Below are 14,272 nucleotides of genomic sequence, written 5' to 3'. Positions count from 1 at the left end.
TACCTAATTTTGGCGTGTTGTTGAGGCGAATGAAATGGAACGCTAAGCGATCGCACGTCGTTCCATTTCATTCCCTCACAATACTAATTTTCATGCGTGAGACCTTTGAGACATGGCTGATAAATTTCTTTTCGGTACGATAGGTGCGAAGACGTGATCTCTCAATCATTTGCCCCTACGGACTGTGTCATGAGCCTAATCCTCTACTTATTGCGCCACGGCGAAACTCCTTACAGTCAAACCGGAGGATATTGCGGCAGCATTGACCCCGAATTGACGCCTGAAGGCCATACCATGGCCCAGGAATTTGCAGAAGCTTACGCGGCTTTGCCCTGGAATGCAGTTTATGCCAGTCCTATGAGGCGCACTATTGCGACCGCGAAGCCTCTTTGTGATGCGATCGCCCAGGATATGCACCTCCGCGACGGCCTGAAGGAAATCCATTACGGCGAGTGGGAGGGGCAAACCCCTGAGTATGTGAAAGAACACTACAACGACGACTATGTACGGTGGCTCACAGAACCCGCATGGAATCCTCCTACAGGCGGTGAAACCTCGGTACAAATTGCCAGCCGCGCCAATCTAGTTCTGGCCGAAATTGAACAGAAATATACTTCCGGTAATGTGCTTGTGGTATCCCACAAAGCCACCATTCGGATTATGTTGTGTAGCCTACTGGGAATTGATATCGGGCGGTATCGCGATCGCATCGACGTACCCGCCGCATCCCTCACGGTTGTGAAGTTCGACGTCCATGGCCCCTTGCTACAACGGCTGGGCGATCGCTCCTACATGAGCCCTGAGCTTTTCAGCCGCATCGGCACCTGATGTCCTAAAGTCGTGTGTGATGAGCTGTGTTCTAGATATGTGAATGGGATGGAGTGAAAGAGGCACGAAGTGCCTCTTTCACTCCATCCCATTCACATGTTTGACTAAATCTTGATCTAAAAAGAATCGTGCGTGGTGCCCGGCACCACGCACGATTCTTTTTAGATCTCTACAGAGGTTCAACCGCCAGCTACAGCCGGAACAATGCTAACCTCATCGCCATCCTTCAGAGCTGTGCTCTGCCCTTCCAAAAAGCGAATGTCTTCACTGTTGACGTAAAAGTTGATAAAGCGCCGCAGGTTCCCAGCATCATCGCATAGACGTGCCTTAATGCCTGGGAATTGAGTTTCCAGTTCGTTCATCAGGTCATCGATCGTTGCACCGCTGCACTCGACGGTTGCCTGATCTTTCGTAAACTTCTGTAGGGGGGTGGGAATCAAAACTTTGATAGCCATGATCAGCTTGAAGTGGTGAAAATAGGGGGAATACGCTCTAAGTAGAGCAGAAATTAGGGCTAAAAGGTCGGTTCCCTTTAGTAAAAAACAGTTCTTGATGAAACGGGCTCTAGGTAAAGCCTAGCGGATCATCTTGAAGAAGAACGTGTCCTTAACAAGATCTCATGGCTTTTCCGTCAAATCTTTATAAACATTATCCGGATAAAGATTATTCAGGTAAGGCCTTTCAGTTACTCTGTAACCTCGTCGTGGGCCAGAACTGGGTTTTCGCGGAGATAGTCCACGAAAACCCAATCCTTCGACCGTATTAAACGATGGTTTGCTGCCATTCCAGACGATCCAGGGTCTTAGCCCGCTCCAGAGCCCGCTCGAAGCTTTCTAGCTTAGGCTCAATGGTGAGGGGCTCACCCACATAACCTTGTACTGCCTCCTGGGTCTTGAGGCCATTGCCGGTGATGTAGGCTACCGTGACTTCATCGGGGTCAATCTTTCCGGCTTCTACCAGCTTCTTCAGAGTGGCGATAGTGGTACCTCCAGCCGTCTCGGTGAACACGCCTTCCGTTTCTGCTAGCAGCTTAATCCCTTCTACAATCTCCGCATCGGTAACAGATTCAATGTTGCCGTTTGTTTTGCGAGCGATTTCTAGAGCATAAACACCATCAGCAGGGTTGCCGATCGCAATGGATTTTGCAATGGTATTTGGTTTCACAGGTGAGATGAAGTCGCGCTCTTCGCGGAAGGCTTGAGCAATGGGGGAGCAACCTTCGGCCTGGGCACCACTGAAACGTACTGCCTTTTCTTCTACCAGGCCAATCTTGGCAAACTCATTGAAGCCTTTGTAGATCTTGGTGAACAAGGAACCAGAAGCCAGCGGAGCGACAACGTGGTCAGGCAGTTGCCATCCCAACTGCTCAGCGACTTCATAACCCAGGGTCTTAGAACCCTCAGAGTAGTAGGGGCGCAGGTTGATGTTGACAAAGCCCCAGCCGTGGGTGTTAGCGACTTCCGAGCAGAGGCGGTTGACCTGGTCGTAGTTGCCATGAACAGCCATCACTGTGGGAGCATAAATCAGAGTGCCGAGCACTTTCCCGGCTTCCAAATCGGAAGGAATGAAGACGCAGCACTCCAAACCAGCATGAGCGGCGATCGCTGCAGTCGAGTTCGCCAGGTTTCCGGTACTGGCACAGGAAACGGTGGTGAAGCCCAATTCACGGGCGCGAGTCAGAGCCACAGACACCACCCGATCCTTGAAGCTCAGGGTGGGCATGTTGACTGCATCGTTTTTGATGTAGAGGTTTTTGATTCCCAGGCGGCGAGCCAGACGATTGGCTTTGAGCAGAGGAGTCATCCCGGTGCCCACATCAATGGGGTTGTCGGTCGCAACGGGGAGAAAGGAACGGTAGCGCCAGATCGAGTTGGGGCCAGCTTCAATGGTTTGGCGGGTAACGGTGCGAGCCAGGGCGCTGTAGTCGTAGGCAACTTCTAGGGGGCCAAAGCAACTTTCACAAACATGGATTGCCTTCGGTTCATATTCGGCACCACACTCTTTACACTGCAGAGCTGTAAAGGTGGCCGCTGTAGCAGGGGTACGGTTCAGAGTGGTGGGGTCGATAGCCTGAGTCATGTTGTAAAAAGTTCCTTGGTACGCTGAAAACTTTAAAGGGTTTATGGAGTGGGCATTTCACCCGTTTCTCGAACAAGTTGAGCTGATAGTAACACGGGCTACAAACCCCGTCAAACATACCCGATAAAAAAAGTCGGGTATGCTCTTCTGATGTATTGGCGAGGGTTTCAGGGCATACTGGTGTCGCGTTCCCTGGAAAGCGTCTCGGCTCACTTCAAAAAAATTGCCGAGGTCGCTTAAATCCGTCACCTGGTTCCAAACATTTCTCCTTCAAAAATTCCTGAAATCTTGCTATGTCGTGTTCTAATTCCTTCTTTGTCTATCGTGGTAATTCTCAGCCCGAGTTGGAGCGGTTGTTGAGCGATCGCCTTGACCACCCCGATAAACGGGCTGCCATCGACAACCACATCCGCGAATTATTCGTCGAAACTTACGCGGTGCTGGTATTAGATTCCGCCGGTTTTTCTCGAGGCTGTCAGCAGAGCAATATTATTGAAGCCCTCGCCAGGGTGGAACAAATGCGGCGAACCCTGGTACCCCTGTTTGAACAGCAAGGCGGCCAAATCTTCAAAATTGAGGTGGACAATATCTACGCCGTTTTCCCGAATGTTGCAACTGCCCTGACCGTATCTCGGGAGTCTATAAAGCGGCTTGCTCCCTTAAATATGCAGGCCAGCATCGGTATTGGATATGGGGAGTTGTTGATGATGGCCGAGCCAACTCATTACAACAATGTCTACGGTGTTGAAATGAATCTGGCCTCCAAACTTGGGGAAGACGTAGCCGCTGCCAACGAAATTTGGTTGACCGAAGCTGCAGCTCAATGTCTAGACCCAGAACAGGACGCTGTTGAAAGCCATGTCATTCACATCTCAGGGCTCGACTTGAAGGCTTACCGTTGTCGTCAAGAGCAACTATCATAGCCGTCCCTATTTCCATAGCCAGAAACTTAGGAGATTTCCAAATAATGGGGATATTGTTTCTCAGAAATCTCCTTAGTAAGCCAGGGTGTAGCATGTAATACTACGTCCTGGCTTTGTTGCTTAGAACCGTCCCATCCCGATCATGGAAGGAACCGATGGAATCTAACTTGTCTTTCAGATCGGCTACCCCATCAGACATTCCTCGGTTGCTGCCAATGATCCAGGCTTACTATGCCTACGACCAACATCCTGATCCCGGCGATCGCCTTCCTCAAGCCCTGGAAGATCTCCTCGCTCACCCTCACTGGGGTCGCATCTGGCTGATCTGCTGTCCTAACCCCATCGGTTATGTGATGCTAGCCCTGGGCTATAGCCTGGAAGCACTGGGCCAGGAAGCGTGTGTCGATGAAATTTACTTGCAGGAACCCTACCGGGGACAGGGCATTGGGCGAAAAACCTTTGACTTTATTGAAGGCTTTTGTCAGCAGCAGGGCATCAAACGGCTTTACCTGGAGGTCGAACGGCATAATTCATCCGCTCAACGCCTCTACCGAAACATTGGATTTGAGGATAATGATCGCCAACTTCTGACGCGATGGGTCAAGCCTTCACAGGCAGGCCAAGTATAAAAAGAGTGGCGCAGTACATTTCACTGTGCCACTGCTGAAGCTTGCTCAAGAATCACAAATAAAACAACCTGTCATTCTTTCTTGGAAGTGGTGGCTTAGCCACCACTTCCAAGAAAGAATCGCAGGTTGTTCAATGCACGATCCCAAGTGAATTGGATGTTATTGAGGGCGATCGCCCAACGACGTCACGTCCGAGCTGGTTACAGATACCTGCCTATAGGGCACACCCCGGTAAGTCAGCTGAATAACAGGTGCTGCCGCTTGAACCGGGACAGCAGGCTCAAGTTTTATTTCTGGAGGTGCAGGAATCTCAACTGGAGGAGCCTGTACAACTGGCGCTGGGCAGGGTGCTCCTCGATAGGTTAACTGCGGGGGAACTAGCCTTTCAGGTTCTGCGATTTGGTCAAGTATTTGAGCTAGCCGCCGTTCATAGACCTTCCGAGGCTGGAGCAAATAGCTAATAAACAGGCAGAAACCAACAAAGAGAGCCGCCGCAAGGGCTTCAACTAAACCGACTTCGATCAGGGTCTCCATGGATGCCTCCAACCTATTTTAGGTCGTGACTCGGTGACAGCTAATTTGATATTTCGGCCATTTCATAAATGCGCCCCTGCCAATCCTTTAAGAGGAAATTAAGAGGCTTATCGCGACGTATTTTATACTGAGCTCCCCGGGTCTGGGCGCGCATCAGCAACAATTCCATACAATCATGGTCGAAGCAGACATGGCGCTGTCGGTCGTTTTGGCCCATGCTGGCTCCTGAAACAACATGAAGCTGAGTGTTTTTTCTGAGTTGATACCACAGTCCTTCTGGAGCATTAGCTGCCCGTGTCGGTGTAGCACCGTAGGCGGCTGTTGAGAAAAACGTGGGGTCAATTGAGGCAGCCCCCAAAGTTTGCTCGTAGTTGTAGTAGTAGTGCAAAGGCACATCCGCCGCCGACAGATCGAGCACATCTTCATAGATGCGACGGGCCAAATCCAGGTCAGACACCATCACTGTGTAGACCTTAGGTGCACTGGTAAGAAACATCCACATGGCTCCGGCGTAGGCCACCAGGAGCATAACCATAACTCCCTGAGTGGACAGCAACCCATCAACTAAGGGTAGAGCCATCAACACTGAGGAGAGGGACGATAGGGATAAATCAAACGCTGACAGCAGCAACATTTAGGGTTCCGAAAGAAAATTTCCTAAATTAAAAGCAAGGGAATATCCTTGCTTGCTTCCAGTTTATCAGCATCTTTTCGAGGGTGTTGGAAAAGGCTTCGAAAGGGGCAATTTTTCATCCACAATCCCCACTTTGTAAATAACCCCGCTTTGGGATTACCTGAACTATCCATTTTTGTGTGCTTTTTGCACACAAAAATGGATCTTTTCTAGTGCCCCGCAATTCGCAACTCTCGAAAACGTCCTTAACCTGAACTCAAGTTGGATATATCAGGCGGCTTTCTGCTTAGGATCGTGTATTGAATAACCTGTACTTGTTTTTGAGGAAGAAGCAGTTTCGCCCGCCCTCAAAAACAAGTACAGGTTGTTTTATTTGTGCTCCCTAGTACGCTGAGGCGGAAATCCATCACCTATGTTTTGTGTGGGGTGCGAAGCACCCCACACAAAACATAGGTTGCGAACTTAGGCCGCAGCCTACTAGTCCTCACCTCTGTTGTTCTCTAGCACAGGTGAAAAGAGGGATCGGAGTTCTGGTGCAAGCTCCGCATCTATCTATTACTATGCTTCTCTGGAAATTGGGATTTTGGCACGGTACGGTAGGAAAGGGTGAATGCCAGGAGAACGGCAGCATTGAGCTCTATAGCCAAAGCATGCCCCTTTCCTTTCAACTGGTACTCCTGGAAACTCTTGCCCCTAAACTGCATACATGGTGGAGATACGCAAATGACTGGACAGTTGTTGCTGGTAGATGATGAACCAGGTTTACGGCAGGCCGTACAGGCTTACCTGGAGGACAGTGGATTTACCGTGCATGTGGCCAGTAATGCCCGCGAAGGATGGGATTTGTTGGAGCAAACTCTACCCGATCTGGTCATATCCGACATCATGATGCCCCAGGTCGATGGTTATCAGTTTCTCCAGCAAATGCGCGACGACCCCCGATTTGAAACCCTGCCGGTGGTGTTCCTTACAGCTCGCGGTATGACGACTGATCGGATTCAGGGGTATCAGGCAGGCTGTGATGCTTACCTACCAAAACCTTTTGACCCAGAAGAATTGGTGGCGATCGTCAATAGCTTGTTAGAGCGGCGAGCTTCTCTCAGTCGGGCAGCCACTGATGGCGACAAATCCGACATTGCCGACATCCGTGAACAAATTGCTCAAATTCGTTCGATGCTTACCCAAAAAGGCGGTGTGACTCAAACCCCAGCTCCGATCAAAATTGACTTTACTCCCCGAGAGCAGAGTGTGCTTAATTTGGTTGTTGAGGGTCTGATGAACAAAGAAATTGCCCGTCGCCTTGAAACCAGCGTACGTAATGTTGAAAAGTATGTAAGCCGCTTATTCAGCAAAACCGGCACAAATAGCCGTACAGAGCTGGTTCGTTATGCTCTGGAGCATGGCCTGACCAATTAGAACTGGAAACTCGTCTACCCATCCGGACAGTTTTTTCTGAATCCCCTAATTTAAGGAGCGCAGTATTTCAAAAGTCAGGGGTTTTAGAAAGACTGGCCAAAATATTGCTGAAAGTTCGGGGCTGGCACATGTGTGGTATGTAGCAGATTTCAAGCACCGTAAATTCTATGAATGCTTCTGAATGCTCGTATCTAGCTCACTTGTGTGAGCCCCGTGGTTAAACAAGACCCTATACAGGAGTCAGCCCTAGGATTTCTAGGTTCTTCCCTTGAGAAGACAGGCAGAGGAGCGGCAAACCGGTAGCATCGTCATGTTGCTGGGGCATTGGCTTCAGACACTAACAGCAGGAACGGTTCGCTCAAGTTCCCCCAGGGAAGGAGGTTGGTATGCGCATGTCACGGGAAATGATGCAGGGGTTATATCTGGCGGTAGTCCTTGTAGGGGCAAGTGCCGTTGTGTTGTACCTTATTGCACTTGGCACACCCTATGGACCCTTGCATTAGGGACAGAGCACAAGGGATAAGCTGTGGCGATCGCCACAGCTTATCCCTTAATACCCTAATCTCAAATCAATAGGAAGCTATACAGAATGGGAGGAGTGGAACTGCATGCCACTCCTCCCATTCTGTATAGCTTCAGAAAAACGACATTACCTATGAATTTCATGCGTAAAGAAGGTGAGTTGAAAGTAATGCTTTAGATCCATCCATATTTGGCTGTTGTGGAGGCATTCTGTACCCTTTCTTCTACAACACACTCGCGGCACGATAGTCTAATGGTTAAGTTGAACCCATCGCAGACTTATGCTTCGCCCGAAAGTCACTGGCTCAAAAATCCTGACTTAAATTATACAGGACTTTAAGTTATAGGTAAGAAAACAATAAAGACTTCACACAAGATTTGACGAGAGATCCTTAAGAAAACAGTTTCGATTAAGACGTGGCCCCCAGCGAACTGAGCTAAAGATTTTGTAATTTAATAGACATATCTCTAGACATCAGGTATTGCAGCAGTTCCTCGTAATGTTTTGCACTGCTTTAAGCGCTATAAAATGCTTGGGTAGCTGTTGCGATCTTAGACGTCCTTTCCTATTAGAGATGGTGCTTTTCGGAAACCGTCAGTGAAATTGCTTGAATTTAACCTGAGTTGTTTAAGCTCGAATTATGCAACCCTTATAAACTCCTAGAAAACAAGGGTTTTCCTCAACCAATCATTCGTTTCGCCAGTAGAATTACGGATGATTTTATAGGGGCTTATCGATCACTCTGAGCTTACTGCATGACGAGTTTAGACGAAATTCAGACCCTTTGCATGATGGTGCAATTCGCAAATTAACTTAGGGAATCCTGAAAATAGATCAAGGCAATTTGGTGTTTTGAAGTTCCAAACATCAGACCCTTTGTTCCACCCATCTTCGCGCCCACAACATTACCCCTGATCAGAGGGTTCCAATGCTAGACCCAAATTCTAAATTACTTTGCCATTACGACGATGCTGCTGAAGCGCTAGATGAGCATCGACGGACAAAGGCGATATCAGAATTAGGGCTGATGGATATCGAAAGCGTGCCCGTATTCGAGGAGGCAACGCAAACCGCAGCCCATTTATTGAATGCACCTATTTGTATCTTGGGTTTGATGGAGCCAGATCGACAGCTCTTCAAATCGGCCTTTGGGCTTTGCCGCATTGGGCTCATGAATGAGTTGGCAACCTCCCGCCAACTCCCACGTAATGAAGCGTTCTGCTCACAGGTTTTTGATACACAACAGGTTCTTACCTTATCTGATACTCGCTTAGATGAGCGGTTTGCTAACAGCCGTTTGGTTCAACGCTATGGGATTCAGGCTTATGCTGGAGTTCCCATATTTACGTCCAGTGGCTACTGCATTGGAACATTGGCTGTGATGGACCTATCTCCTCGCCAATTTACCAGTCGTGAACTCGAAATGCTGGAGTTGGTTGCTCGCTGGTGTATGAGCGAGTACGAGCGTAGCTATCTACGTAAGCAAACGATCGCAGAAAAAATGGCAGTTAGTGCCCCAGCACCTCTTACAAGTAACATCAGTGCCATTAAAGGAACTCTGCTATCCCACATGGCTCAAGAGCTAAGAACCCCACTTACCTCTATTCTCGGTATGGCTAGTGTTCTCAATCGCGAGATCTATGGCCCCTTGACCGATAAACAGAAGGAATACATGGACATCATCCACAACAGTGGCCAGTATTTACTCTCTGTGCTGAATGAAATGCTGGAGTTAGGGGCTCTGGAAGAGAAGAACGCTTCCCTGAACCTATCCACTGTTGATATTGAAATGCTTTGTCAGCAGTCGCTTACGGCTCTTCAGCAGGCTGCACAACGGCAAGAGCAGCAGTTGCGTTTGACAATGGGGCTGGGGCCGAGCGATCGCATCTGGCTACTCGACAAGGATAAAATTCGGCAAATGCTGTATCACCTGGTTCTCAGTGTGATTCAGGCCGCCAGCCCTGATAGCGATATCCGAGTTCATGTGTCTCGTCGTGACAACCATCTAACCCTGGCTATTTCTGTCTATCATCCCTGGCTAGGAGATGGGCTGCCCCATGCCGACTACTTGTTGCGGCAATTGATGGAAAGCACTCCCGGAAGCACCTGGGATAATGGAGCGAACTATCCTGAGCTTGCTTCAGAAAACATTGATGAAGAAAGCCCTCTTGCGGAAGTGCAACGAGCTAAGAAAATCGCTACCGTCTCCCGCCAAAGCCTGGAATTGAACCTCTGTAAGCAGCTCATTGAGCTTCATGGAGGTGATATCAAGCTACAGGGTACTCCGGAGAGCGGATATCGCTATCTTGTAACAATTCCTCAATTGTCGGAATAAGCCGCAAGCCCCTGAGTTGAAGGTGGGGGCAGATGTTAGCGGCCTCTTCATAGCAGGCAGGCTCAAAAAGTAATACTTGATCATTTTCGATGATTCGTTATGATCTATTTACTGAGATCGAAAGATTAGAGGTTTTGTCCCTGTTAAGCGATCGCTGCAGGGGCAGGGCTGCTCTAAGCTACCTAAGGAGCTAGCAGATCAATGGATTTCATTGAAAATGTACTGGAAAAGCTACGGGAATGGGCACAAAAGCTGATCGAAGCTATCCTTGGGCCTGATGTGCAGCCCGAAGCTGAGCCGATTCCCATTCCTGTTGATGATCGGGGGCGCCGCCGGTAAGCCTTGCTAGACAACACTTCGCCTCTCAATCTTTTGGTTCTTCATGGGCCAAATCTTAATTTGCTGGGGAAGCGTGAGCCCGAAACCTACGGTCGTATAACCCTTCAAGAGATTGATCGTCGCTTGCGGGAAGAAGCGAATGCCCTGGGTAATGTATCTCTCGAAAGCTTTCAGGAAAATCATGAGGGGGCCCTTATAGACCACATCCATGCTGCGATGGGAGTGCGTCATGGCTTGCTGATTAACCCAGGAGCCTATACTCACACCAGCGTTGCTATTCGGGATGCCATTGCTGGCACCGAAATTCCAACGGTTGAGGTTCACCTCAGTAATATCTACCGGCGTGAAGAGTTTCGTCACCACTCTTACATCGCTCCGGTTGCCATTGGGCAAGTGAGTGGGTTTGGAGCCGATAGCTATTACTTGGGCCTGCGTGCCCTTGTGCAATATTTGCGGCGTTGACCGCAACATCTACCTGAAACAGGGAGGGCGATCGCTCTCCCTGTTTTATTTATTCAGGTGCTCTTACATTGCACAGGAAATTTCTGCTTATCAGCATGTTTTTCGTTGGGATGCCCGTTACACGGGCGTTCCAACAAAAAACATACCGTTTCTAGAGGAAGCGGAGTTCATAGCAGGTGGTATTACTCCATTGAAATGGCTTTATCCAGAATTCGTTACACTGTTTGATAGTGTAGCCAGGGAAATTTGACTTGGCGGTCAAATGTTGGGGTGAGTCATGGATTTAACGACGCGAACCTTAGCAGAAAAGTATGAGCAGCTAAAAGCCCTGTTTCAGGAAATGGAACAGGCGCTCATTGCTTACTCTGGTGGTATTGATAGTACTTTAGTAGCCAAGGTGGCTTTTGATGTGCTGGGCGATCGCGCCCTCGCCGTCACGGCCGAATCCCCTTCGCTAATGCCTGAGGATCTGGAAGATGCGCGTAAGCAGGCAGCAGAGATGGGCATTCCTCACAAAATTGTCCAGACGCACGAAATGGACAATCCGGACTACACCGCCAATCCGGTCAACCGCTGCTACTTCTGTAAAAGCGAATTACACGACACGTTAAAACCTTTGGCTTTGGCCTGGGGCTACCCCTACGTCGTGGATGGGGTAAATGCTGATGATTTGGGTGACTATCGTCCAGGAATTCAGGCTGCTAAGGAACGGGGAGCGCGATCGCCTCTGGCAGAAGTTGGCATTTCCAAGTTAGAAGTGAGAGAGCTCTCCCGTAATCTGGGTCTGCCTTGGTGGGACAAACCTGCTCAGCCCTGTCTCAGTTCCCGCTTCCCCTACGGCGAAACCATTACCGTTGAGAAATTGCAACGAGTCGGTCGGGCTGAGCGCTATCTGCGGCAATTAGGCTTGAAGAATTTGCGCGTGCGTTCCGAGGGAGACACTGCCCGCATTGAACTGCCGGTTGAGGACATTCAGGCCTTTGTGCAGACTCAAGACCTACCTGCCCTGGTCGAACAGTTCCAGATTTACGGCTTTCTCTACGTCACCCTAGATCTGGAAGGATTTAGCAGTGGCAAGCTCAATCGAGCTTTGGCCTTGAAACAGTCCTAAAAATCAACACTTGAAGGATTGAAGGACTCAGAACTAGCACTATTCTTGCTGTGGCAGTTGACATAGGGCTTGTAACCCAAAGGAGACAGCAATTCTCAGTATGGGTTTCAAAGCTGAGAGTTCGTGCCCGAAGGGCACGAACTCTCAGCTTTGAAATCCAACCCGAAAATAGCCCGCCGAAGGCGGGCTATTTTCGGGTTGGATTTCAAAATGAGAATTGCTGCAAAGGAGACCGGTTTAAGCTAATCTCTCTCCTTCCGGTATAAGTTTTGCGATAGCGGTAGTGTGGGAAAGATCACTGACAAAAATGCGTAATACCAATCCAATGTGAGGATGCGTCTAATCCTAAAAAGATATAGGGCCAGGGATTTTTTAGGAATACTTCAGGCGAATTTAACCTTTGTAGCTTACTGCTATACCATGGGGTTTCATAGTCGTGTTCCGTATTGTCCTGCACCCCGTAATTTTCATGCGTGTATACGTCCTACTGTTCAACCCTGGCACTGAAAACGAAGGCATCTATACCCTCAAAATGCAGGAGGATGACCGTAATGTTGTGCTGATGTTTGAGTCAGAGGAAGATGCCACTCGCTATGGGCTGCTATTGGAAGCCCAAGATTTCCTGTCTCCTAGTGTGGAGCCTATTGAGTCGGAAGAGGTGGAGGAATTTTGCGAGGAAGCGGAGTACGAGTGTGTTCTGGTCCCTGAAGGAACCCTTGCTATCCCCCCTGAAACAAATTTGGACGACGTTGAGTGGGATCCTGAAAAGGGGCCAGAGCCGCCACCGGATGATTTCTCCACCTCAGAGCTAGATGCGATTCGCCGCCGCTTGGAGGGATTGCTGTAATGACGCAAGCCACAGGACTATCAGAGCGCGGTCACCTTCTGACCGAACAGGCCAACCCCGCCAGTGAGCAGCTTGATAGCTTATCTACCTTAGAGATGGTGACGCTGTTTAACCAGGAGGACCAAAAAACGGTTGCAGCTATCGCCGCAGTTCGAGAAAAACTGGCAGAGGCTATTGATCGAACCGCAGCAACCCTGAGCCAGGGAGGTCGGCTGTTTTATGTAGGAGCCGGTACCAGTGGTCGGCTCGGAGTCTTGGATGCAGCAGAGTGTCCTCCCACTTTTTGTACGCCTCCTGAACTGGTACAAGGCATTATTGCTGGCGGCGAGCCAGCTTTGGTTCGCAGTTCCGAAGATAAAGAAGATCGAGCAGAGGATGGGGCAGAGGCGATCGCCCAGCGTCAAATCACTTCGCATGATGTTGTAGTGGGCATTGCTGCTGGAGGCACAACCCCTTACGTCCACGGAGCTTTGGCAGAAGCCCGTCAACGCGGAGCTACCACCATCTTTATCGCCTGTGTACCAGCCGAGCAGGTATCCGCTGCGGTAGACATTGATATTCGCTTGCTGGTTGGCCCTGAAATTCTAGCGGGTTCCACCCGATTGAAGGCCGGAACCGTTACCAAAATGGCCCTGAATATTCTTTCTACTGGAACGATGGTGCGGCTTGGTAAGGTCTACGGTAACCGCATGGTAGATGTGGCTGTTACCAATCAGAAGTTGCTGGATCGGGCCGTTCGGATTGTCCAAGACCTCACCCAATTGAGCCGAGATGGAGCGGCTGAGCTATTAGAGCGCAGCCAGCGGCGGGTCAAGCTAGCACTACTCATGCACTGGACCGGCTTGGATGTGGACACGAGCGATCGCCTTCTAACAGAGCACCAAGGACATCTCCGGCAAGCGGTAGCGGCGGCTCGTCCTGATGCTTAAACACCACCACGTACTTTAAAGCTGTCTGGAAAGGTGTTCTTTCTTACGCTTATCCAAAAAAAACTTCCAAACAGCCCTGTGTTCAAAAGTTTAAGTTTTCCTATATTTGACCTCAGTTCGGGATAAGCTGAAAAGCTCATTTTGGCGTGCGCAAAGCGTACGCCAAAATGAGCTTTTTCGAGTGCCATGCAACGCACGGTACTCGGAAACACCCTTAACCCGAACTCAGGTTATTTGGGGTGGAAGATTTGAACGATTCTCCATTCCAACCACGGTTGATTTCTGCCGCTCATGGCTAGGACCTGCTTTAAAGGTCATTTTTTCGTGTGCTTTATGCACGAAAAAATGACTCTTTCAATCAACTTTAAAACATGCCCCGGCTATTTTTATTAAGACACCAGCACGCTGTCAAGGAGTTTTTGAGGGGTCTACAACCCCTCAAAAACTCCTCAAATTTCATGTTCAAGTGTGGGTCAACCCCACACTTGAACATTGACAGACTACTAGCTAAGGATTAAGTTGTGCAGCGTCTCGCCCTCGGCCTACGTTCTGACAAAAATGACAGTAGCTATACTTAGATGCTATGTCAAAATACGCAGTTTTCGTGTTTTTACCACGTAGCCGCGAGAACATGAGGACTTTGAATTTCGGGATGGCAAGGTGCAAGATGCAACTATAACTTC

At 49.3% G+C, this 14,272-nt stretch carries 14 protein-coding genes; 10 read left to right on the top strand and 4 right to left on the bottom strand.

The features are described 5' to 3' along the window. The first annotated feature begins 189 nt into the window (after nt 1–189). Nucleotides 190–828, top strand: coding sequence for a histidine phosphatase family protein (locus H6F91_RS11725; protein ID WP_190772326.1), 639 nt, complete (start codon nt 190–192; stop codon nt 826–828). Nucleotides 829–1,007: 179 nt separating this feature from the next. On the opposite strand, the gene H6F91_RS11720 is transcribed toward H6F91_RS11725, so the two are convergent. Together H6F91_RS11720 and thrC are read right to left on the bottom strand one after the other, a co-directional pair. Beyond that, nucleotides 1,008–1,283: a MoaD/ThiS family protein gene (locus H6F91_RS11720; protein WP_190772325.1), complete on the bottom strand. Its 276-nt coding sequence runs from the start codon at nt 1,281–1,283 to the stop codon at nt 1,008–1,010. Between the two features lie 307 nt (nt 1,284–1,590). Further along, nucleotides 1,591–2,907 (bottom strand): threonine synthase, encoded by a 1,317-nt coding sequence (gene thrC / locus H6F91_RS11715; protein WP_190772324.1) that lies wholly within the window; start codon nt 2,905–2,907, stop codon nt 1,591–1,593. Nucleotides 2,908–3,200: 293 nt separating this feature from the next. On the opposite strand from thrC, the gene H6F91_RS11710 reads away from it, so the two are divergent. Continuing rightward, the gene (locus H6F91_RS11710; protein ID WP_190772323.1) at nt 3,201–3,830 is read left to right on the top strand and encodes an adenylate/guanylate cyclase domain-containing protein; all 630 of its coding nucleotides are present in this window, start codon (nt 3,201–3,203) and stop codon (nt 3,828–3,830) included. 167 nt (nt 3,831–3,997) lie between these two features. Continuing rightward, nucleotides 3,998–4,459 (top strand): GNAT family N-acetyltransferase, encoded by a 462-nt coding sequence (locus H6F91_RS11705; protein WP_206754927.1) that lies wholly within the window; start codon nt 3,998–4,000, stop codon nt 4,457–4,459. Between the two features lie 159 nt (nt 4,460–4,618). On the opposite strand, the gene H6F91_RS11700 is transcribed toward H6F91_RS11705, so the two are convergent. Together H6F91_RS11700 and H6F91_RS11695 are read right to left on the bottom strand one after the other, a co-directional pair. Beyond that, entirely contained in the window at nt 4,619–4,993 is a 375-nt protein-coding gene (locus H6F91_RS11700; RefSeq protein WP_190772321.1) for a hypothetical protein, read from the bottom strand. Nucleotides 4,994–5,033: 40 nt separating this feature from the next. Continuing rightward, the gene (locus tag H6F91_RS11695) at nt 5,034–5,627 is read right to left on the bottom strand and encodes a glyoxalase-like domain protein (RefSeq protein ID WP_190772320.1); all 594 of its coding nucleotides are present in this window, start codon (nt 5,625–5,627) and stop codon (nt 5,034–5,036) included. Nucleotides 5,628–6,350: 723 nt separating this feature from the next. On the opposite strand from H6F91_RS11695, the gene H6F91_RS11690 reads away from it, so the two are divergent. The 7 genes from H6F91_RS11690 (at nt 6,351) to murQ (ending at nt 13,589) form a co-directional block, all read left to right on the top strand. Next, the gene (locus tag H6F91_RS11690) at nt 6,351–7,043 is read left to right on the top strand and encodes a response regulator transcription factor (protein ID WP_190772319.1); all 693 of its coding nucleotides are present in this window, start codon (nt 6,351–6,353) and stop codon (nt 7,041–7,043) included. A gap of 1,451 nt (nt 7,044–8,494) precedes the next feature. Continuing rightward, complete coding sequence (locus tag H6F91_RS11685) at nt 8,495–9,901, top strand: GAF domain-containing sensor histidine kinase (protein WP_190772318.1); 1,407 nt, start codon at nt 8,495–8,497, stop codon at nt 9,899–9,901. Nucleotides 9,902–10,102: 201 nt separating this feature from the next. Beyond that, a complete protein-coding gene (locus tag H6F91_RS11680; RefSeq protein ID WP_190772317.1) occupies nt 10,103–10,240 on the top strand; it encodes a hypothetical protein in 138 nt (45 codons plus the stop codon). A 3-nt stretch (nt 10,241–10,243) separates the two neighbouring features. After that, nucleotides 10,244–10,702, top strand: a complete 459-nt coding sequence (gene aroQ / locus H6F91_RS11675) for a type II 3-dehydroquinate dehydratase (protein ID WP_190772316.1) — start codon at nt 10,244–10,246, stop codon at nt 10,700–10,702. 277 nt (nt 10,703–10,979) lie between these two features. Next, nucleotides 10,980–11,813, top strand: a complete 834-nt coding sequence (gene larE, locus H6F91_RS11670; RefSeq protein ID WP_190772315.1) for an ATP-dependent sacrificial sulfur transferase LarE — start codon at nt 10,980–10,982, stop codon at nt 11,811–11,813. A gap of 469 nt (nt 11,814–12,282) precedes the next feature. Next, a complete protein-coding gene (locus H6F91_RS11665) occupies nt 12,283–12,660 on the top strand; it encodes a DUF3110 domain-containing protein (RefSeq protein ID WP_190772314.1) in 378 nt (125 codons plus the stop codon). Beyond that, on the top strand, nt 12,660–13,589 hold the full coding sequence (gene murQ / locus H6F91_RS11660) for an N-acetylmuramic acid 6-phosphate etherase (protein ID WP_190772313.1): 930 nt from the start codon (nt 12,660–12,662) through the stop codon (nt 13,587–13,589). Before H6F91_RS11665 ends, murQ begins: the two co-directional genes overlap by 1 nt. The last annotated feature ends 683 nt before the right edge of the window (nt 13,590–14,272 follow it).

The sequence above is a fragment of the Leptolyngbya sp. FACHB-8 genome (assembly GCF_014695575.1).
Classification (GTDB): Bacteria; Cyanobacteriota; Cyanobacteriia; order Elainellales; family Elainellaceae; genus Vacuolonema.
This window is presented reverse-complemented; position numbering and strand designations above follow the sequence as displayed.